This is a genomic window from Flavobacterium gyeonganense (assembly GCF_029625295.1).
Lineage (GTDB): Bacteria > Bacteroidota > Bacteroidia > Flavobacteriales > Flavobacteriaceae > Flavobacterium > Flavobacterium gyeonganense.
Map to the genome: position 1 here is coordinate 4,012,345 of NZ_CP121112.1, position 22,073 is coordinate 4,034,417.

At 36.5% G+C, this 22,073-nt stretch carries 15 protein-coding genes, 2 tRNA genes, 3 rRNA genes and 1 pseudogene; 17 read left to right on the forward strand and 4 right to left on the reverse strand.

Annotated elements, in window-relative coordinates; genetic code table 11:
* Positions 1–75: 75 nt before the first annotated feature.
* From holA to ettA, 3 genes are all read left to right on the forward strand, one after another.
* Complete coding sequence (gene holA / locus P5P89_RS17380) at positions 76–1,080, forward strand: DNA polymerase III subunit delta (protein WP_278009451.1); 1,005 nt, start codon at positions 76–78, stop codon at positions 1,078–1,080.
* A gap of 66 nt (positions 1,081–1,146) precedes the next feature.
* Complete coding sequence (locus P5P89_RS17385; RefSeq protein WP_163410748.1) at positions 1,147–1,329, forward strand: CAL67264 family membrane protein; 183 nt, start codon at positions 1,147–1,149, stop codon at positions 1,327–1,329.
* A 77-nt stretch (positions 1,330–1,406) separates the two neighbouring features.
* Positions 1,407–3,098 carry an energy-dependent translational throttle protein EttA gene (gene ettA, locus P5P89_RS17390; protein WP_278009452.1) on the forward strand — a complete coding sequence of 564 codons (1,692 nt, stop codon included), beginning with the start codon at positions 1,407–1,409 and terminating at the stop codon, positions 3,096–3,098.
* Positions 3,099–3,224: 126 nt separating this feature from the next.
* Here the strand turns inward: ettA and P5P89_RS17395 are convergent, their stop codons facing one another.
* Positions 3,225–3,638 (reverse strand): thiol-disulfide oxidoreductase DCC family protein, encoded by a 414-nt coding sequence (locus P5P89_RS17395; protein WP_278009453.1) that lies wholly within the window; start codon positions 3,636–3,638, stop codon positions 3,225–3,227.
* Positions 3,639–3,647: 9 nt separating this feature from the next.
* Positions 3,648–5,812, reverse strand: a pseudogene (locus P5P89_RS17400) (endonuclease MutS2).
* Positions 5,813–5,945: 133 nt separating this feature from the next.
* On the opposite strand from P5P89_RS17400, the gene P5P89_RS17405 reads away from it, so the two are divergent.
* The 11 genes from P5P89_RS17405 to P5P89_RS17455 all read left to right on the forward strand — a co-directional run bounded on the left by P5P89_RS17405 (position 5,946) and on the right by P5P89_RS17455 (position 17,476).
* Positions 5,946–6,611 (forward strand): uracil-DNA glycosylase, encoded by a 666-nt coding sequence (locus P5P89_RS17405; RefSeq protein WP_278009454.1) that lies wholly within the window; start codon positions 5,946–5,948, stop codon positions 6,609–6,611.
* A gap of 104 nt (positions 6,612–6,715) precedes the next feature.
* Positions 6,716–7,894, forward strand: a complete 1,179-nt coding sequence (locus P5P89_RS17410; RefSeq protein WP_278009455.1) for an AIR synthase related protein — start codon at positions 6,716–6,718, stop codon at positions 7,892–7,894.
* 115 nt (positions 7,895–8,009) lie between these two features.
* A complete protein-coding gene (locus tag P5P89_RS17415; protein WP_278009456.1) occupies positions 8,010–8,366 on the forward strand; it encodes a hypothetical protein in 357 nt (118 codons plus the stop codon).
* Positions 8,367–8,486: 120 nt separating this feature from the next.
* Positions 8,487–9,098 carry a GNAT family N-acetyltransferase gene (locus P5P89_RS17420; protein ID WP_278009457.1) on the forward strand — a complete coding sequence of 204 codons (612 nt, stop codon included), beginning with the start codon at positions 8,487–8,489 and terminating at the stop codon, positions 9,096–9,098.
* A 40-nt stretch (positions 9,099–9,138) separates the two neighbouring features.
* Positions 9,139–9,582, forward strand: a complete 444-nt coding sequence (locus P5P89_RS17425) for a hypothetical protein (protein ID WP_278009458.1) — start codon at positions 9,139–9,141, stop codon at positions 9,580–9,582.
* A gap of 929 nt (positions 9,583–10,511) precedes the next feature.
* Positions 10,512–12,027 (forward strand): 16S ribosomal RNA (locus tag P5P89_RS17430).
* A 128-nt stretch (positions 12,028–12,155) separates the two neighbouring features.
* Positions 12,156–12,229, forward strand: a tRNA-Ile gene (locus P5P89_RS17435).
* Positions 12,230–12,318: 89 nt separating this feature from the next.
* A tRNA-Ala gene (locus P5P89_RS17440) sits at positions 12,319–12,392 on the forward strand.
* 163 nt (positions 12,393–12,555) lie between these two features.
* Positions 12,556–15,436 (forward strand): 23S ribosomal RNA (locus P5P89_RS17445).
* A gap of 149 nt (positions 15,437–15,585) precedes the next feature.
* Positions 15,586–15,695: ribosomal RNA gene (gene rrf / locus P5P89_RS17450) — 5S ribosomal RNA — on the forward strand.
* The 16S, 23S and 5S rRNA genes sit together here with 2 tRNA genes alongside, the layout of an rRNA operon.
* Positions 15,696–15,823: 128 nt before the next feature.
* Positions 15,824–17,476: a M1 family metallopeptidase gene (locus P5P89_RS17455; protein WP_278009459.1), complete on the forward strand. Its 1,653-nt coding sequence runs from the start codon at positions 15,824–15,826 to the stop codon at positions 17,474–17,476.
* A gap of 51 nt (positions 17,477–17,527) precedes the next feature.
* Here P5P89_RS17455 and tpiA read toward each other — a convergent pair whose 3' ends face one another.
* Complete coding sequence (gene tpiA, locus P5P89_RS17460) at positions 17,528–18,280, reverse strand: triose-phosphate isomerase (RefSeq protein WP_110346296.1); 753 nt, start codon at positions 18,278–18,280, stop codon at positions 17,528–17,530.
* A gap of 58 nt (positions 18,281–18,338) precedes the next feature.
* Positions 18,339–18,833, reverse strand: coding sequence for a TlpA family protein disulfide reductase (locus P5P89_RS17465; protein WP_031455304.1), 495 nt, complete (start codon positions 18,831–18,833; stop codon positions 18,339–18,341).
* Positions 18,834–19,215: 382 nt separating this feature from the next.
* On the opposite strand from P5P89_RS17465, the gene P5P89_RS17470 reads away from it, so the two are divergent.
* The 3 genes from P5P89_RS17470 to P5P89_RS17480 are packed head-to-tail and all read left to right on the forward strand — an operon-like array spanning position 19,216 to position 22,065.
* Positions 19,216–20,634 carry an amidohydrolase family protein gene (locus P5P89_RS17470; protein WP_278009460.1) on the forward strand — a complete coding sequence of 473 codons (1,419 nt, stop codon included), beginning with the start codon at positions 19,216–19,218 and terminating at the stop codon, positions 20,632–20,634.
* 3 nt (positions 20,635–20,637) lie between these two features.
* A complete protein-coding gene (locus P5P89_RS17475; RefSeq protein ID WP_278009461.1) occupies positions 20,638–21,507 on the forward strand; it encodes a chromate resistance protein ChrB domain-containing protein in 870 nt (289 codons plus the stop codon).
* Between the two features lie 60 nt (positions 21,508–21,567).
* Positions 21,568–22,065, forward strand: a complete 498-nt coding sequence (locus P5P89_RS17480; protein ID WP_278009462.1) for a hypothetical protein — start codon at positions 21,568–21,570, stop codon at positions 22,063–22,065.
* The last annotated feature ends 8 nt before the right edge of the window (positions 22,066–22,073 follow it).

Consider the following 22,073-nt stretch of genomic DNA (forward strand, 5'->3'; position numbering starts at 1 on the left):
ATAGTTTCAGGTTTCAGGTTTAAAGTTTCAAGTTATTGAAACAAACCTGAAACCTGAAACTTGAAACAAATTTGAATGGACGAAGTTGTAAAAATTGTTAATGATATAAAAGCCGGAAATATAAAGCCAATTTATTTTTTAATGGGTGAAGAACCTTATTACATTGATAAATTATCGGAATATATTGAGCAGAATGTCCTTTCAGAAGAAGAGAAAGGATTCAATCAGACGGTTTTATATGGGAGGGATGTTTCTGTAGAAGATATAGTTTCAACTGCAAAGCGTTATCCCATGATGGCAGACCGCCAGGTTGTTATTGTAAAAGAGGCCCAGGATTTATCAAGGACTATTGATAAAATTGAATCTTATGTCAATAATCCAATGGATACAACGGTTTTGGTATTTTGTTATAAATACAAAACACTTGATAAACGTAAAAAAGTGACTAAATTATTAGCGCAAAATGGAATCGTATATGAAAGTAAAAAGTTATACGAAAATCAGGTAGGAGACTGGATTAAGCGTGTTCTTGCCGGAAAAAAATATACCATTGATCCAAAAGCAAATGCCATGTTGGTAGAGTTTTTAGGGACTGATTTAAGTAAAATTAATAATGAATTAGAGAAATTACAGATTATTTTACCTCAGGGTATCATGATTACGCCTCAGCATATTGAGGAAAATATTGGTTTCAGCAAAGATTATAACGTTTATGAACTTCGAAAAGCAATTGGTGAACGCAACCAATTAAGAGCTTATAAAATTGCCGAAAATTTCGCTCATAATCCAAAAGAATATCCACTTGTAATGACAACCGGATTAGTTTTTGGATTTTTCGTACAGCTTTTAAAATACCATGGACTAAAAGATAAAAATCCTAAAAATGTAGCTGCAGCAATTGGAGTAAATCCTTATTTTTTAAAAGAATACGATTTAGCTGTAAAGAACTATCCAATGCGAAAAGTGAGTCAGATTGTAGGGGCTCTAAGAGATGTTGATATAAAAAGCAAAGGTGTAGGTGCTAATGCTTTACCTCAATCAGATCTTCTAAAAGAAATGCTGTATAAAATTTTTAATTAAGCCGTGAAAATTCACGATATTTGCATTTCTAAAAAAATAATACCTCTTTAAATTAATTACACAATTATGGGAATGAATAAAAATACCGTTTTAGGATGGGCTACTTTTATAATGGTACTTATGGGATTGTTGCTTATAGGTCTTGGGATTTTTAGATACAGTGATGTGTCTGGCTGGGGCTTTGGTGCTGTTGGTGTTGGTTTTTTTGCTAATGCCTGGGTTTTTAATGCTTTAAAAGGGAGAGTTTAAGAAAAATTCAATATTAATTGCAAAAAAACAATTGCAATATAAAATCAATAAAAAATAATTAATAAAAATAAAAACAAATGTCAGACGATAAGAAAGTAATTTTCTCAATGCAGAAATTGAGTAAAACCTATCAGGGAGCAGACAAGCCAGTACTTAAGAATATTTATTTGAGTTTCTTTTACGGAGCAAAAATTGGGATTTTAGGTCTTAACGGTTCCGGAAAATCTTCTCTTTTAAAAATTATTGCAGGTGTTGATAAAAACTATCAGGGTGATGTGGTTTTTCAGCCAGGATATACAGTTGGGTATTTGGAGCAGGAGCCAATTCTGGATGATTCTAAAACAGTTATCGAAATTGTTCGTGAAGGAGCTGCTGAAACTATGGCAGTTTTAGAAGAATACAATCAAATCAATGATTTGTTTGGTCTTGAAGAAAACTACTCAGATCCGGACAAAATGGATAAACTGATGGATCGTCAGGCGGCTTTACAAGACAAAATTGATGCTCTTGGCGCCTGGGAAATCGATACCAAACTTGAAATCGCAATGGATGCTTTGCGTACGCCGGAAGGGGATACACCTATCAAAAACCTTTCGGGAGGTGAGCGTCGTCGTGTAGCTTTATGTCGTTTGTTGTTGCAACAGCCGGATGTATTGCTTCTGGATGAGCCTACTAACCACCTTGATGCTGAATCAGTTCTTTGGTTAGAGCAGCATTTAGCGCAATATTCAGGAACTGTAATTGCTGTAACGCACGATCGTTATTTCCTGGATAATGTAGCAGGATGGATTTTAGAGTTGGATAGAGGAGAAGGTATTCCGTGGAAAGGAAATTATTCTTCATGGTTAGACCAAAAATCAAACCGTATGGCTCAGGAAGAAAAAGTGGCTTCTAAACGCAGAAAAACTTTAGAGCGTGAGCTTGACTGGGTTCGTCAGGGAGCAAAAGGTCGTCAGACCAAACAAAAAGCGCGTTTACAGAACTACGATAAATTATTAAATGAAGACCAAAAACAATTAGATGAGAATTTGGAAATCTACATTCCAAATGGTCCACGTTTAGGAACAAATGTTATTGAAGCAAAAAGTGTTGCCAAAGCTTTTGGTGACAAATTATTGTATGATAATTTAAATTTCACTTTGCCACAAGCCGGAATTGTTGGAATTATCGGGCCAAACGGTGCTGGTAAATCTACCATTTTCAAAATGATTATGGGCGAGCAAGCTACAGACAGCGGAGAATTTTCTGTTGGGGAAACGGTGAAAATAGCTTACGTGGATCAGTCACACTCTAATATTGATCCGAATAAATCTATCTGGGAAAACTTTGCAGATGGTCAGGAATTGATTATGATGGGTGGTAAACAAGTGAATTCAAGAGCATATTTATCACGTTTCAACTTTGGAGGTGGTGAGCAAAACAAGAAAGTGTCAATGCTTTCCGGTGGAGAACGTAACCGTTTACACTTGGCAATGACTTTGAAAGAAGAAGGAAACGTACTTTTACTGGATGAGCCTACAAACGACCTTGATGTAAATACACTTCGTGCACTTGAAGAAGGTTTAGAGAATTTTGCCGGTTGTGCCGTTATTATTTCACACGACAGATGGTTCTTAGACAGAATTTGTACACATATTCTGGCTTTCGAAGGAGATTCTGAAGTTTATTTCTTCGAAGGAAGTTTCTCTGATTACGAAGAAAACAAAAAGAAACGTCTTGGGGGTGATTTAACTCCAAAACGTTTGAAATACAGAAAATTGATTAGATAAATCTTTTAATTTTCAAATATTTAAAATCCCAAATTCCAATTGTAAAATTGAAGTTTGGGATTTTGTTTCTAACATTTCTTCAGAATTATAACTGAGAACAATTTGAATTTTAAATTTGGAATTTTTCTAAAGAAACTTAGTCTTCAGTTCCGGAGTAGGAATCATACAGCTATCTTTTTTGCCATACCATTTGTAACGGTTTCGGGCAATATAATCGTAAATGTAATTTCGAAGTTTTTCGGGTAAAATTTTAAAAACAGAAATTAAACTGTAAATCCCTCCTAAGTCATTTGTAATTTCAATAGCTGCAGACGATTTATAATAATAAGCGACTCCGGGATTGTATAAAATAATACTGTCAATTTTAGTCTGATCAACATTAATATAACTGCAAATGTCTTTTCCCAAATCTGATTGCAAGGCTGCAAAACGAAAAGTGTCTTTTTTATCGTGTTTGATAATAAACTGAACTGCTCCGTTGCAGAGATTGCAAACGCCGTCAAAGAGGATTATTTTTTTATTTTTAGGCAAGTTTTGCATAGTATAAAATTACTTTTTAACCGCTTCAACCAATTCCAATTCGTCCAGACTTACTTTCGAAGTAAAGATTCCGTAATTAACAGTTGCTTTATTTTTTTCAATAGCATCAATACTTCCAACAGATCTTCCATCCAACATTCTTACCCTGTCACCAACCTTTAAAATAGGTTTTGGTTTCTCTATAACTGGTTTAAGTTTCTTTTCTTTTTTCTCTTTTCGGATTTCTTCAACTTTTACTTGTACTTCCGCAATAACTTCTTTTTTCTTTTCCACTATAGCTTTCGCTTCTTTTGGAGTTGCTTTTTTACGTTTTGAGTTTTCTATCTCAACAATCTTCAGGAATTCACCAATAAGTTCTTTTTTGTTTTTATTGTTGAAATATTTCTCGGCAATATCATCAATTTTTTGACCGATGTAAATTATTTTTTGATTACTGTCATACAATTCCTGGTAGCTTTCCAGTTTCTGCTGGATTCTGGTATTGATATTTTCCATCTTTTTGCTTTCTTCACGCGCTCGGGTTTCTTCTTCTTTTAAATTCAGAGAAGTTTTTTCCAGTTTTGATCTTTCTTTTTGAAGCGTAGCTATAGTTTTATCAAAACGGACTTTACCAACTTCAATCTTCTTTTTCGCACGATTAATCAATCCAAACGGAATACCGTTTTTCAAAGCAACCTCAAAAGTAAACGAACTTCCGGCCTGACCCAGAGCCAGTTTGTACATCGGTTCAAGTGACTTTTCATCAAACATCATATTCGCGTTCGTTGCATATGGCAATTCGTTAGCCAGAATCTTTAAATTGGAGTAATGTGTTGTGATAATCCCGAACGCTTCACGATGATAAAATTCTTCAAGGAAAATTTCAGCCAGAGCACCACCCAGCTCAGGATCAGAACCTGTACCAAACTCATCAATTAAAAACATGGTCTTATGATTACATTTCTTCAAAAAATAATTCATGTTTTTTAATCGGTAGCTGTAAGTGCTTAAATGATTTTCAATGGACTGATTATCTCCAATATCAGTTAAGATTCTGTCAAATAAGAATGTTTCACTTCTTTCATGAACCGGAATTAAAATTCCGGATTGCAGCATTAATTGTAATAATCCAACCGTTTTCAGGGAAATTGTTTTTCCTCCGGCATTTGGACCTGAAATTACAATAATTCTGTTTTCTTGTTTCAGTTCGATGGTCTGCGGATGGGTAACTTCTTTTTTTGTTTGTTGTTCAGATACAAAATTGGATGATACGCTTCTCTAAAGAACAATCTTCTTTCGTCTGTAATGGCTGGTAAAATTCCGTTGATTCTGTTGGCATATTTTGCTTTTCCGGCAACGACATCTATATCACTTAAAAAATCCTGATATTCAATTAATAATGGAAGATATGGCCGAATGATATTCGATAAATTCTTTAAAATTCTCGTAATTTCTTCTTTCTCTTCGTATTCTAAATTCGCTAATTCGCGGGAATATTTCAAAGTAGCTTCAGGTTCAATATAAGCAATACTTCCTGTTTTGGAACTTCCTAAAATAGAACCTTTTACTTTACGGCGATACATCGCTAAAACTGCTAAAACTCTACGATTTTGTACAAAACTCTCCTTAATATCATCCAGATATCCTAAACCATTATATTGGGTTAATGCCACACCAAAACTTTGGTTTACTTTCCCGCGAACCAAATTCATATTTTGGCGAATACTTAATAAAGCAGGAGAAGCATTGTCTTTTATTTCTCCGTATTTGTCTACAATCGCATCAATTGCAGTGATGATCTCTTTGGTCAGTTCAACACGTGAAGCTCTTGCATTTAGGTTTGGATAATAATCATCAAACTTTCGTAAGAAATTCAATAAGACATTTGTCGTGGAAGAAAGATTGGCAATTTTTCTGAAACTTCCCACTTCAAGAAAACTGTCTTCAATGGCCAAAAACTTAATTTCATGCGTGATGGCGTCAAATCCGTGATTCGGAATGGCATTGTTATTTTCAAAAGACGAAACATATTCAGATGTCTGCATTAAGGCCTGCATCAAAGTTTCTTTGTCTCTAAATGGTGTTATTTGTAAAGCTTTTTCTTTTCCTATATCTGTATTACAACCGGCTGAGATGGTTTCGAGTACTGTTGGAAATTGTAAGTCTTGTAATGTTTTTTCGGTAATACTAATCATTTAATTTCTTTAAGAAAGTGAAGACAAAAATACAAAAATAGTAGCAATGAATGCTGTAAAGTTTATAGGTGTTATTTTATTCGCTGCAGATATGATTTCAATAAAAAAATCCTGAAATTCGCATAAAAAAAGTATGGACGTAAAAATGCATGATTCATGGAAGCCGGTTTTGAATGAAGAATTTGAAAAACCATATTTCACCGAATTGATTTCTTTCGTAAAATCTGAATACACGACGAAAGTCTGTTATCCAAAAGGCAGCCAGATTTTTTCCGCTTTTGATCATTGCCATTTCGATCAGGTAAAAGTGGTAATTATTGGACAAGATCCTTATCACGGTCCTAATCAGGCGAATGGATTGTGTTTTTCTGTCAATGACGGGATTCCGTTTCCTCCATCCCTGTATAATATATTCAAAGAAATTGAAACAGATTTAAATAAGCCGCTTCCAAAAACAGGAAATTTAGAACGTTGGGCAGATCAGGGTGTTTTTCTTTTAAATGCAACTCTGACAGTCAGACAATCTGAAGCCGGAAGCCATCAGGGAAAGGGTTGGGAAAAATTTACGGATGCCGTTATCAAACAAATTTCTGCTGAAAAAGAAAATGTTGTTTTCCTGCTTTGGGGAGGTTTTGCTCAAAAAAAAGCAACTTTGATTGATGCTTCAAAACATCATATTTTAAAATCAGGACATCCTTCGCCTTTAAGTGCCAACAGAGGGTTTTGGTTTGGAAACAAACATTTTAGCCAGACAAATACTTTCCTGAAAGCGAAGGGATTAAAAGAAATTGAATGGTAACATTTTAAGTTAGATTGGATTTTTTTGTCAATCAAACTTACGAATCATCAAAGAATTAAAAAAAGGGATTATCTTTGCCCCACATTCAACACAAACTAAGTTTCATGAGTTCAGATTCTAGCAAAAGGTACGCACAAAGAGGTGTTTCGGCATCAAAAGAAGACGTACACAACGCCATAAAAAATATTGATAAAGGTTTATTCCCGCAGGCATTCTGTAAAATCGTTCCTGATTATTTAACACAGGACCAAGAACACTGCCTGATTATGCATGCTGACGGAGCAGGTACAAAATCGTCTTTGGCGTATATGTATTGGAAAGAAACCGGAGATATTTCAGTCTGGAAAGGAATTGCGCAGGATGCTTTAATTATGAATATTGATGATTTGTTATGTGTTGGAGCAACCGATAATATTTTGCTTTCATCCACTATCGGAAGAAATAAAAATTTAATTCCAGCCGAAGTTATCTCAGCAATCATTAACGGAACAGAAGAATTAATCAACGAATTAAAATCTTTCGGAGTAACCATTCATTCAACAGGAGGAGAAACTGCTGATGTTGGAGATGTGGTTCGTACTATTATTGTAGATTCAACCGTTACAGCCCGTATGAAACGCTCCAATGTCGTAGATAATGCAAATATTCAGGCTGGAGACGTAATCGTTGGTTTGGCTTCTTTTGGTCAGGCAACTTACGAAAAAAGCTATAACGGCGGAATGGGGAGCAACGGATTAACATCTGCACGCCACGATGTTTTTGGAAAATATTTAGCTAAAAAATATCCTGAAAGTTTTGACGCAGCCGTTCCTGAAGAATTGATTTATTCAGGTCAGGTTAATTTGACTGATGCTGTAGAAAACAGTCCAATAAACGCAGGTCAGTTGGTGCTTTCGCCAACCAGAACGTATGCGCCAATTATCAAGAAAATTTTAGATAACTATACACCAAACGAAATTCACGGAATGGTGCATTGCAGTGGAGGAGCACAGACTAAAATTTTACATTTCGTTCAAAATTTACATATTATAAAAGACAATTTATTTCCGGTTCCGCCATTGTTCAAACTGATTCAGGAACAATCAAAAACCGACTGGAAAGAAATGTATCAGGTTTTCAACTGCGGTCACCGTATGGAAATTTACGTTCCTGAAAATATTGCTCAGGATATTATCGAGATTTCAAAATCATTCAATGTTGACGCACAAATCGTAGGAAGAGTAGAAGCTGCTGATGCTAAAAAACTGACTATCTCCAGCGAATACGGAACTTTCGAATATTAAAATATATAACTATTAGCTTTTTCAGGAGCTGATCCCGCTATTCGCTGTATCTTTTGTGGCGAACACCGCCACAAAAGGATGCCGCTGCTATCGGGGCTAAAAACACGACCTCGTTATGTATGAACTGCTTTTTTGGAGATATTTAGACGAAATTTACCTGAACAATCAGGAAGTTTATGAAGCTTTACTTGAAAAGCAGGAAGTTGATGGTCTCGAAATTCTCCCTGTACAGCTAATCCTTAACCGAATCAATTCTGTTTTCTCGCAATGGGAAAGAGTAGATGAAAACAGCTGGCAAAATAACACAGGAAAAGGTGCTTTTCAAATTATAACCACACCGCAGAGCATCAAAATAGACTGCTACGGAACCGAAGGTAAAACAATGAACAAACTGGTCGATGTACTGGAAGAATTCAAATGTCCTTTATATGATCCGCAAGTTCCGGAACGCTATGACGAAATGAGTGAGTAATTTTCTGCTTCAATAATCTTAAATTCTTTTTCAAAAATCTTTGTGAATCTTTCGATTATTTCGTGAGTCTTTTTCGAATAGCTACTACGAAAAGTTATAAGATTCTTTAAAAAATATAATATGGCATCAGATTTCAATTTCACAAAAAATATAGTTTTAGAAGATGATTTCGTTTTATTACGTTCGCTTCAGGAATCAGATGTTCAAAATTTACTAGAAATTTCCATTAACGAACCTGAGACATGGAAATATTCTCTAGTTGGCGCCGATGGAAAAGAAAATCTGATAAATTATATTCAGTCTGCCGTAAAAGCAAGAGAGGCTAAAAAAGAATTTCCTTTTATCGTTTTTGATAAAAAATCTCAAAAATATGCAGGCTCAACTCGTTTTTACGATATAAACTTAGATTTTAAGACACTTCAATTAGGATATACCTGGTACGGTTCTGCTTTTAGAGGAACCGGACTTAATAAACATTGCAAATTTTTATTGCTTCAGTTTGCGTTTGAAACTCTCGGATTAGAACGTGTAGAATTCCGTGCAGATAATAATAACGAAAGAAGTATTGCAGCAATGAAAAGTATTGGCTGTAAAGTAGAAGGTGTTTTGAGAAGTCATATGCCAACTGCAAATAGTGAAGTCCGTCGTGATTCTATTGTTTTGAGTATTCTAAAAAACGAATGGTTTGAGGAAGTCAAAGAAAAACTAAAACAAAAATTGAAGAGTTTATAAAAACTTCGCAAAATTTACATTTTAAAAATTAATAACGAATATGAAAATAAATCTAAAATCAGGAATTGATAAATTGCTTTTCGGAATGAAGCAAAATGATGTGACAGCAGCTTTAGGAAAACCTGATAAGAATTACAAGGATGAAGATGATAATGTCATTTTTGTTTACAATACATATAAAATTAGATTAACATTTTATCAGGATGAAGACTTAAAATTAGGATATGTAGTTGCTTCCAGTAATGATCTCGAGGTTTTTGGATTTAAGTTAATAGGTAGAAAAATTGCAGATGTAAAAAAAGACATGGCGACTAAAGGAATTACAAAATATACTCAGGAAACTTTTGATACTTTCGAAAACTATTTCAACGAAGATAACTGGTTTATTCTGCAAACTGAATTCGAAGAAGTTGTAAAATTCGAAATAGGAGCTATAATTAATGATAAAGATGAATTCGATTGGAAGTTCCCTGCTAAGAAATAAGATCTTGAATATTTACTAAAAAACAATTCCGATAGTTACTTAATACTATCAGGATTGTTTTTTTTATACATATATATAATGGTATAAGTTTAAGAGTTGGATTATTGATTCATATTAGTAGCTATTCCCGCTATGCGCTTCAATCTTTTTCTTTTTAAAGAAAAAAGCAAAAGGATTTTCACTTCTATCGGGGCTAGGATATGGCTTTTCAGAAGAAAGAGAAGTTAAAACCAGGGGTCTTAGTAGTTTTTGGGATTAAAAGCGACATAAAAAGAAACTTTGAAACTTGAAATTTCTTCAGAAAAGGGATGAAAAAGCTGTAAACTCTGTAAAATGGTTAAACCCAAAGCTGCTAAAAATACGAAAAGCGAGTTAGTAAAAGGAAAAAACTTACATTTTGTAAAAAAAGTTTAAATTGTAACCAAGCTGTTATGAGTTAGTTAAGAAAAAGTTTTAAAAAAGATGGAAAAAATATAAAGAAAAGGGTTGTAAATGTAAATAAAGGTGGTACTTTTGCACCCGCAACAACGAAGTCGTTCACTGAAATACTGACAGGTAATAAGAATTAAAAGAGAAGAAATTTTCAAAAAAAAAGATTCAAAAAAGCTTGTGAGATTTGAAAATGCTTTTTACATTTGCACCCCGCAAAACAGGGAAAGTTCATTGAGAGATTGGGAGAAAAAAATAGAAAACGGAGACGAAAAAAAGTTTCAATTTTTTTTAAATTTTTCTTGCAGGAAACAAAAAGAAGTTTTAGTTTTGCACCCGCTTTGAGAGACAAGCGGAAAGACAAAGAAATTACGTTCGTAGACATATTGAATTGACAGCCGTTTTAACAGAGATGTTAGAACAAAAAAATAAGAGTAATGGAATCGAGAGATTCGAAAAAGAACCGATAGATATTCGTCGCAATATAATATTTACAATATACGATGAAGAGTTTGATCCTGGCTCAGGATGAACGCTAGCGGCAGGCTTAACACATGCAAGTCGAGGGGTATCCCGCTTTCGGGCGGGAGAGACCGGCGCACGGGTGCGTAACGCGTATGCAATCTACCTTTTACAGGGGGATAGCCCAGAGAAATTTGGATTAATACCCCATAGTATAGTGAGTTGGCATCAACACATTATTAAAGTCACAACGGTAAAAGATGAGCATGCGTCCCATTAGCTAGATGGTAAGGTAACGGCTTACCATGGCTACGATGGGTAGGGGTCCTGAGAGGGAGATCCCCCACACTGGTACTGAGACACGGACCAGACTCCTACGGGAGGCAGCAGTGAGGAATATTGGACAATGGGCGCAAGCCTGATCCAGCCATGCCGCGTGCAGGATGACGGTCCTATGGATTGTAAACTGCTTTTATACGAGAAGAAACACTGATTCGTGAATCAGCTTGACGGTATCGTAAGAATAAGGATCGGCTAACTCCGTGCCAGCAGCCGCGGTAATACGGAGGATCCAAGCGTTATCCGGAATCATTGGGTTTAAAGGGTCCGTAGGCGGTTTAGTAAGTCAGTGGTGAAAGCCCATCGCTCAACGGTGGAACGGCCATTGATACTGCTGAACTTGAATTATTAGGAAGTAACTAGAATATGTAGTGTAGCGGTGAAATGCTTAGAGATTACATGGAATACCAATTGCGAAGGCAGGTTACTACTAATGGATTGACGCTGATGGACGAAAGCGTGGGTAGCGAACAGGATTAGATACCCTGGTAGTCCACGCCGTAAACGATGGATACTAGCTGTTGGGGGCAACTTCAGTGGCTAAGCGAAAGTGATAAGTATCCCACCTGGGGAGTACGAACGCAAGTTTGAAACTCAAAGGAATTGACGGGGGCCCGCACAAGCGGTGGAGCATGTGGTTTAATTCGATGATACGCGAGGAACCTTACCAAGGCTTAAATGCAGACTGACCGATTTGGAAACAGATCTTTCGCAAGACAGTTTACAAGGTGCTGCATGGTTGTCGTCAGCTCGTGCCGTGAGGTGTCAGGTTAAGTCCTATAACGAGCGCAACCCCTGTTGTTAGTTGCCAGCGAGTAGTGTCGGGAACTCTAACAAGACTGCCAGTGCAAACTGTGAGGAAGGTGGGGATGACGTCAAATCATCACGGCCCTTACGCCTTGGGCTACACACGTGCTACAATGGCCGGTACAGAGAGCAGCCACTGGGCGACCAGGAGCGAATCTATAAAGCCGGTCACAGTTCGGATCGGAGTCTGCAACTCGACTCCGTGAAGCTGGAATCGCTAGTAATCGGATATCAGCCATGATCCGGTGAATACGTTCCCGGGCCTTGTACACACCGCCCGTCAAGCCATGGAAGCTGGGGGTGCCTGAAGTCGGTGACCGCAAGGAGCTGCCTAGGGTAAAACTGGTAACTAGGGCTAAGTCGTAACAAGGTAGCCGTACCGGAAGGTGCGGCTGGAACACCTCCTTTCTAGAGCCTCATATGTTAGTGGAGACACACGTTGGGGATAAAAGATGATTATTTTGAAAGTTCTGAATCGTAAGGTTCAATTACTCTTGCTGTTAATTTAAAAAATAATGAAAATTAAGTAAAAACAGAGTCTCGTAGCTCAGCTGGTTAGAGTACTACACTGATAATGTAGGGGTCGGCAGTTCGAGTCTGCCCGGGACTACTATTTTAACTTAAAAAAGGAAATTTTAGAGGTTGAGTAACCGTTTTAAGTACTGTTAACTAAAAACTGTTAACTGACAACTAAAAAATGGGGGATTAGCTCAGCTGGCTAGAGCGCCTGCCTTGCACGCAGGAGGTCAACGGTTCGACTCCGTTATTCTCCACGAAATAATTGACAATTATCAATTGATAATTATTAATTGTTAAAGTTCATTGACATATTGAGATAAGAAAAATTTAAAAAGTAGAAAGCGTTTTTTGTTTTCTGTAGTAATACAAAAAAACAAAAGACAAAAAAAACGGTCATTCTTAAGTGAATGATTGGTACAATAAGCAAAATAAGGGCGTATGGGGGATGCCTAGGCTCTCAGAGGCGATGAAGGGCGTGATAAGCTGCGAAAAGCTGCGGGTATGGGCACACACCATTTGATCCGCAGATACCCGAATGGGGCAACCCACTATGTTGAAGACATAGTACACCGATAGGTGGGCAAACCCGCTGAACTGAAACATCTAAGTAGGCGGAGGAGAAGAAAACAAAAGTGATTCCGTAAGTAGTGGCGAGCGAACGCGGATTAGCCCAAACCAATTTTGTTACGGCATGATTGGGGTTGTAGGACCACGATATTTTATGTACACGGAACCGGAAGTTACTGGAAAGTGACGCCATAGAGGGTGATAGCCCCGTATGGGTAACAAGTATAATAGATAGTGGTATCCTGAGTAGGGCGGGGCACGTGAAACCCTGTCTGAATTTGGCGGGACCATCCGCTAAGGCTAAATACTCCTGAGAGACCGATAGTGAACCAGTACCGTGAGGGAAAGGTGAAAAGAACCGTGAATAACGGAGTGAAATAGATCCTGAAACCATACGCTTACAAGCGGTCGGAGCCCTTTTGTGGGGTGACGGCGTGCCTTTTGCATAATGAGCCTACGAGTTAACGTTGCTGGCAAGGTTAAGTGGTTAAGCCACGGATCCGTAGCGAAAGCGAGTCTGAATAGGGCGCTTTAGTCAGTAGTGTTAGACGCGAAACCGTGTGATCTACCCATGGGCAGGTTGAAGCTGTGGTAACACACAGTGGAGGACCGAACCGGTTGACGTTGAAAAGTCTTCGGATGACCTGTGGGTAGGGGTGAAAGGCCAATCAAACTCGGAAATAGCTCGTACTCCCCGAAATGCATTTAGGTGCAGCGCTGATAATAGTTATATAGAGGTAGAGCTACTGATTGGATGCGGGGGCTTCACCGCCTACCAATTCCTGACAAACTCCGAATGCTATATAATGTTTTACAGCAGTGAGGGCTTGGGTGCTAAGGTCCAAGTCCGAGAGGGAAAGAACCCAGACCATCAGCTAAGGTCCCCAAATATATGCTAAGTTGAAAGAACGAGGTTTGTCTGCCCAGACAGCTAGGATGTTGGCTTGGAAGCAGCCATTCATTTAAAGAGTGCGTAACAGCTCACTAGTCGAGCGGACGAGCATGGATAATAATCGGGCATAAGCATATTACCGAAGCTATGGATTTGCAGTTTACTGCAAGTGGTAGGGGAGCATTCCAGCAGGGTTGAAGGTGTATCGTAAGGTATGCTGGACTGGCTGGAAAAGAAAATGTAGGCATAAGTAACGATAATGCGGGCGAGAAACCCGCACACCGAAAAACTAAGGTTTCCACAGCTATGCTAATCAGCTGTGGGTTAGTCTGGTCCTAAGGCGAACCCGAAAGGGACAGTCGATGGCCAACGGGTTAATATTCCCGTACTACTAATTACTGTGATGGGGTGACGGAGTGATGAAAGCGCCGCGAACTGACGGAATAGTTCGTTAAAGTACCTAGCTATATTTCCTATAGGCAAATCCGTAGGGAATGGTGAAATACAATAGTACTCGGAGTCTTCGGACAAAGAGATAGTGCGCCTAAGGGCTTCCAAGAAAAACCTCTAAACTTCAGGTAATTAGTACCAGTACCGTAAACCGACACAGGTAGTTGAGGAGAGAATCCTAAGGTGCTCGAGAGATTCATGGCTAAGGAATTAGGCAAAATAGACCCGTAACTTCGGGAGAAGGGTCGCCAGCAGCAATGCTGGCCGCAGTGAAGAGGTCCAGGCGACTGTTTATCAAAAACACAGGGCTCTGCAAAATCGTAAGATGAAGTATAGGGCCTGACACCTGCCCGGTGCTGGAAGGTTAAGAGGAGATGTTATCTTCGGAGAAGCATTGAATTGAAGCCCCAGTAAACGGCGGCCGTAACTATAACGGTCCTAAGGTAGCGAAATTCCTTGTCGGGTAAGTTCCGACCTGCACGAATGGTGTAACGATCTGGACACTGTCTCAGCCATGAGCTCGGTGAAATTGTAGTAACGGTGAAGATGCCGTTTACCCGCAGTGGGACGAAAAGACCCTGTGCACCTTTACTATAGCTTAGTATTGACCTTGGATAAATGATGTGTAGGATAGGTTGGAGACTATGAAGTGGCGTCGCCAGGCGTTGTGGAGTCATTGTTGAAATACAACCCTTTGTTTATCTGAGGCCTAACCCCGTATTGCGGGGGACAGTGCTTGGTGGGTAGTTTGACTGGGGTGGTCGCCTCCAAAAGAGTAACGGAGGCTTCTAAAGGTTCCCTCAGTACGCTTGGTAACCGTGCGTAGAGTGCAATGGCATAAGGGAGCTTGACTGAGAGACATACAGGTCGATCAGGTACGAAAGTAGAGCATAGTGATCCGGTGGTTCCGCATGGAAGGGCCATCGCTCAAAGGATAAAAGGTACGCCGGGGATAACAGGCTGATCTCCCCCAAGAGCTCATATCGACGGGGGGTTTGGCACCTCGATGTCGGCTCGTCACATCCTGGGGCTGGAGAAGGTCCCAAGGGTTGGGCTGTTCGCCCATTAAAGTGGCACGCGAGCTGGGTTCAGAACGTCGTGAGACAGTTCGGTCTCTATCTACTGTGGGCGTTAGAAATTTGAGTGGATCTGATTCTAGTACGAGAGGACCGAATTGGACTAACCTCTAGTGTATCTGTTGTCCCGCCAGGGGCACCGCAGAGTAGCTACGTTGGGAAGGGATAAGCGCTGAAAGCATATAAGCGCGAAACCCACCACAAGATGAGATTTCTTTTAAGGATCGTGGAAGATGACCACGTTGATAGGCTATAGATGTAAAGGCAGTAATGTCATAGTCGAGTAGTACTAATAATCCGTAAGCTTATGTACACCCTTTTCCCGAGCCGCAAGGCTCGGGGAGAAACTTTCTAATACAAAAATACTTTTCTTTATCTCAGTATGTTAAGATATTGTTTTTAATTATCAGTTGTTAATTATCAATTGTCAATTAAAAAAGTTGCCAAAGCAACAAACGACCTTAAGGTGGTTATTGCGGCGGGGCTCACCTCTTCCCATTCCGAACAGAGAAGTTAAGCCCGCCTGCGCAGATGGTACTGCAGTTTTGTGGGAGAGTATGTCGTCGCCTTTCTTTTGAAAACCCTATTCTGAATAAGAATAGGGTTTTTTGTTTTATAAAAGTTTCTGATTTTAAGTTGGAAAGAGGTAATTAAAATGAATTGAATGTTTATTTTTGTTATAAAATTTAAATTTATATTAATGAAAAGTTATATAATTACTTTTACCTTCCTATTTATAGTTTTTACTTCAAACTCACAAGGACTTCTAAATAAGTCACAAAAGGTATTTACACATCAGGATACTTTAAGGGGAAGTATAACAAAAGAAAGAGCATGGTGGGATTTAAAATATTATCATTTGGATATAAAGGTAGATCCGGTTGATAAAACTATTTCAGGTTCAAATACAATTCGGTATACAGTTTTAAACGAGTCTATGAAAATGCAGATTGATTTACAGGAACCAATGGAAATATATAAAGTGACACAGGACGGAAAAGAATTGAAATTTGAAAGAGATGGAAATGCTTTTTTTGTTCAGTTGGTTGCAGATCAGAAAGTAGGAGAAATTAAAGAGATTATTGTTTCGTTTGGAGGAAAACCTAAAGAAGCGGTTAATCCGCCATGGGATGGAGGAATTACCTGGAAAAAAGACAAAAATGGGAAAGACTTTATAGCTTCATCATGTCAGGGATTAGGGGCCAGTATTTGGTGGCCATGTAAAGATCATATGTATGATGAAGTAGAAGACATGTTAATTAGTGTAAATGTTCCGGGAGATTTGACTGATGTTTCAAATGGAAGATTAAAAAGTATCAAAAAACAAAAAGATGGTACAAAGACATTTAACTGGTACGTTTCTAATCCTATTAATAATTATGGTGTAAATATAAATATTGGTGATTATGTAAACTTTTCTGAGAAATATAAAGGTGAAAAAGGTGATTTAGACTGTAATTATTATGTTTTGAGTTACAATTTAGCCTCAGCTAAAAAACAATTTAAAGATGTTCCAAAAATGATGAAAGCTTTTGAAAACTGGTTTGGACCATATCCTTTTTATGAAGATAGTTATAAATTGGTTGAAGCTCCTTATCTGGGAATGGAGCATCAAAGTAGTGTTACTTATGGGAATCAGTACAAAAATGGATATTTAGGACGTGATTTGAGCGGAACTGGCTGGGGACTAAAATTCGATTTTATTATTATTCATGAATCAGGGCATGAATGGTTTGCAAATAATATTACCTACAAAGATATTGCAGATATGTGGATTCATGAGAGTTTTACTAATTACTCGGAGAGCCTTTTTCTGGAATATTATTATGGAAAAGAAGCAGGAGCAGAATATGTTATAGGATGTAGAAAAAATATTGAAAATGACATTCCAATTATAGGACACTATAATGTAAATAATGAAGGATCTGGTGATATGTATCCAAAAGGAGCAAATATGCTGCACATGATTCGTCAGGTAATTAATGATGATGTGAAATGGAAATCTATTTTAAGAGGTCTGAACAGTACGTTTTATCATCAGACAGTTACATCTAAACAGATTGAAGATTATATTAATAATCAGTCTGGAATTAATTTAAACAGGGTATTTGCTCAATATTTAACGACGACTAAAATTCCAGTTTTAGAGTATATTTTTAAAGACGGATCTTTTGGCTACCATTGGTCTAATTGTGTGGCTAAATTTGATATGCCGGTAAAAGTAAAACTAAATGGAATTGATACTTGGTTAAAACCAACAACAGAATGGAAATCTGAGAAAACTACGGGCAATCAGAAAACAATTGAAGTAAGTAAAGATTTTTATGTGACTACATCTAATATTACAGAATAAAAACAAAACCCGATAAATTAAGTTATCGGGTTTTGTTTTATATATATCTAATTAAATAGCTGTTACAATTGCAAGAAAGTCATCAGCTTTTAGAGCCGCACCCCCAATTAAACCGCCGTCTACATCAGGTTTAGAGAATATTTCTTTTGCATTTTCCGGTTTAACTGAACCACCATATAATATAGAAACTTCATCAGCAATATCATTTCCAAAAGCTTTACGAATTGTTTCTCTGATAAATTCATGCATTTCCTGTGCCTGCTCAGGAGAAGCTGTTTCCCCTGTACCAATAGCCCAAACTGGCTCATAAGCCAAAACTACATTTGACCATGATTCTTTTGAAATGTGAAATAATCCATCACGTAATTGATTTTCAACAATGTTGAAATGATTGTCTGATTGACGGTCTTTTAATTCTTCTCCAAAACAAAAAATAACAGTCATTTCGTGTTTTAAAGCTGTGTCAACTTTATTAGCAATTAAGGCATCAGTTTCATTAAAAATAGCTCTGCGTTCTGAGTGACCTAAAATTACGGTATCAACTCCAACACTTTTTAACATATCAGCAGAAATTTCTCCGGTAAAAGCCCCGCCTTCAGCCTGGTGAACATTTTGAGCGGAAACTCCAATAGGAGTATTTTTTAATTTTGCAGCAGCTGCAGCCAAGTTGATAAATGTTGGTGCAACGATAACCTGTGCGTTTGTTTTTGCAGGAATTTTTGAAATTAACTCGCTTAGTAATTCTTCTGTTTGACTAGCATTTTTATGCATTTTCCAGTTTCCTGCAACAATTTGTTTTCTCATTTTGGATAGGTATTAATTTTTTGTTTTTTATGAATTTTAAAGGTTGTTTAAATTGAAATTATTTAAGACTTTTTAGTGTCTCATTGATTTTATCAAAGTCGGTTTCTATGGCACGATATAGTACAATTTTTCCGGTTTTGTCAAGAATAATATATCTGGGAATCCAGTCTAAATCAATTGATTTCCCAAAAACACCTTTCATTCCGTCATTCATCATGTAATGATCACCTTTCAATTCGTGTTTTTCAATTCCGATTTTCCATTTATCAGCGGTTTTATCAGCTGAAATGAATAAATAAGAGACATCAGGATTATTTGCTTGAAGTTCTTTTATTTTTGGCATTGCTTTTACACAGTCACCACACCATGAAGCCCATACTTCAATTACCAAAGTTTTTCCTTTGTATTTATTTAATATGTCTTTAAATGCAACCTGACTTTCATTCGTTGATAATAATTTTTCAGATAATGCTACTTCCGAAAAATTGTTCTTTTGAGCATTTGTACAAGAAAATGTAGCAAAAGCAATAAGTAATATAACTAATTGTTTCATTTTTATATGTTTTGAACAAAGTTAAACAAACAAATTGAAACAGAAATACAGAATATAAAAATTCAGGAAACAGTCAATTTTAGATTCAAAAAGAGAAAAATCGTTTATAATAGAAAAATTGAAATCGTAATAGTTATGTCCTTAAATTTAATTTTTTGATGATTCCTTAAAATAGAGATTGATGAAAAGTATTTATTTGTTTTTTTATTTGAATAATTTGCTTAATAAAACGACATAAATGCCTTAAAAAGCTTTTGATTTTTTTAAAATGTTAATTTTTAGAATATTGATACACATTCAAAACTATAAAAATGGCAACTTATGCTAATATCTCAAATGTCTTCAAAATTGACTATATTTGCATGTAATTTAAACTTAGAGTATGACAAGGATAATTACACTTTTCTGTTTTTTGATAACACAATTTAATTTCTCTCAATCGGTTGGAAATTATTTAGAAAAAATCAGAAATAATGAGGCTCTCTTAACAGCTTTCTTTCAGCAAATGCCAAAAGGAGGCGATTTACACCACCATTTTTCAGGATCTGTTTATGCAGAACCTCTTTTAGAAAGAGTTATTGCAGAAGATTTTTATCTAAATTTAGAAACGATGGAAGTTTCCAAAATAAAACCTGTAAAAGGAGATTGGGAGACTTTTTCGTCGTTAAAAAACACAGGAAAACTGGCTTTTTATAAACAGCAGATAATGCAAACCTGGTCAGCTAAAGACTTTAATGGTGTGACTGTTCCTTCTGATGATTTGTTTTTTGATTCTTTTCAAAAGTTTTCTCCTGCAATCGAAGGTCATTTTGCAGAAGGCTTGACAGAACTTAAGAACCGTGCACTTTCTGAAAATGTAAGTTATATTGAAACGCAATTGTCTACAATTCCATGTGATATGAAAGTAGATGATCTGAATGATTTCAATTTAAAACTTCGTGAGGCTTCTGTTCAAAAAAATGAAAAAGCTGTTTTAAAACTTCTGGATGATCTGTATAAAAACATTCAACAAAGAAATGCTAAAAAATATGCGGAAGATTTTAATAACAATTTTATAACAAAACTTCACAGAGATTTAAAAATTGACGATGATAGATTTACGATGCGTTATCAAAATTTCGTATTACGCTTTATGGAACCTGTTGATTTGTTTAAAAATCTTACTATTGCTTTTATTTCCGGAAATGAAAGTAAACTGGTTGCTGGCGTAAACATTGTTTCTCCTGAAGATGGCGAAACTTCCATGAAAGATTATTGGTTGCATATGGTGATGTTTAAATATTGCCATTCTCAATTTCCTAACGTAAAATATACGCTTCATGCAGGTGAATTGACATTAGGATTGGTTCAGCCAGAAGATTTAACCTGGCATATTAATTCGGCGATTTATATAGCCGGAGCCAATAGAATTGGACACGGAGTTGATATTGCTTATGAAGCAAATTCGTATGACTTATTGCGCTATATGTCAAAAAATAATATTCCTATTGAAATTAATTTGGCCAGTAACGAATTTATTTTAAAAGTAAAAGAGGGAAGACATCCTTTTGCACTTTATAAAGAGTTTAATGTACCAATTGTAATTAGTACAGATGATGCAGGAATTTTGCGAACCAATATGACAGAACAATACGTTTTATTGGCAAAAAGATACCCAGATGTTTCGTATGCAACAATAAAACAATATGTTTACAACAGTATCAATTACAGTTTTATTCAGGATGCATCAGTAAAAAAGCAATTATTAAAAGATTTGGATGCCAGATTTATAACCTTTGAAAACCAATTTTCTAAAAAGTAACAAATGAAATGGATTACTCGGGAACGACCTAAAATAGACCGTTTAGCTTGTCCATGGCTAATTCAGAAATTTGTTGATGCTGAAGCTGAATTTATTTATGTTCCTTTTGATAATGTTATTGAAGAAGCAAAAAAGCTAAATGCAATTCCGTTTGATATTCCCGGAGTCGAATACACGCATTATGAAGATCAGTGTACATTTGACTATATAGTTAAAAAACACAAAATTAATGATCCTGCTATTGCTGTAATTTCAAAAATAGTTCGGGGAGCTGATACAGACAGACATGATATTGCTAATGAATCGGCTGGGCTTTGGGCAATTTCTGCAGGATTGGCGCATAATATTACTGATGATGCTAAACTTTTAGAAATGGGAATGGTGATTTATGATGCTTTATATAGCTGGGCTTCTCATTTATATCATCAAAAACACCTTCAAAATAGTCCTTTTGAAAATTTACTACATGAAGTTTACATTAAGTTTTTAAAAACGAATAAAACAGAGAAAAAGAAAGTTCCGGGTTGGGTAAATGAATTAAAAGAAATGATTCAGGACCAGATTGATGCTCAGTTTACATTTGACCTCAAAAAAATATCAACCGATTTAGAATTGAATCCTTCTTATTTATCAAGAGAATTTTCTAAATATTTTGAAGATCTCAATTTTGGGGATTATATTAGGAAAATCAGAATTGAAAAGGCTATAAACCTTATTCAGAATTCAAATTATACGTTAACTGAAATCTCTTACTTAACAGGTTTTTCAGATCAAAGTCATTTTACCAGAATTTTTAAGCTTCATACTGGTGAAAATCCTTCTTCATTTAGAAAAAAACAGCAAAAAAGTAATTCAGATACAAAAGGTAAATAGTATCCTATTTGTTGCTTTTTAAGCTCCGTAGCTTTGTTTAAATTAATTAAACAAACAAAAATGACACGGATTACAAAAATTATTTTTCTTTTTTTATTATTTTTTAAAACAGCTTATTCTCAAACTACTTATCCAAAAATTAATGGCTATGTGGGCATTATGCATCCAATTGTTACTTTCAGTGAAGATGAAACAACAACGAACTTTGATGGTCATTATGTTGTAGCTTTTCCAATAGGAATCAATTTATGGAAAACTTCTAAAATAGGATTTTCCTTCGAAATTGTTCCAACAATCAAAGACGAAGCTGGAGTAAGTAAATCAAGTAATTTAACCTTTCATCCGGGTGTTTTGGTACCTCTCGGAAGCGGATTTTCTTTTGCAGGAAGAGCCGCCTTTGAAACTTCCGGCAGGTATGGTTTTACTCCGGTTTTCAATAAGACACTTATTAAAAGTGAAAATTGCAGTTACTATGCTGCTTTGCCTTTGCCTGCCCGATTTGGCAATGATAAACCGGCAACGTTTACTATTGGATTTCAATTCGGAGTTTTATTTTAAAGAAAATT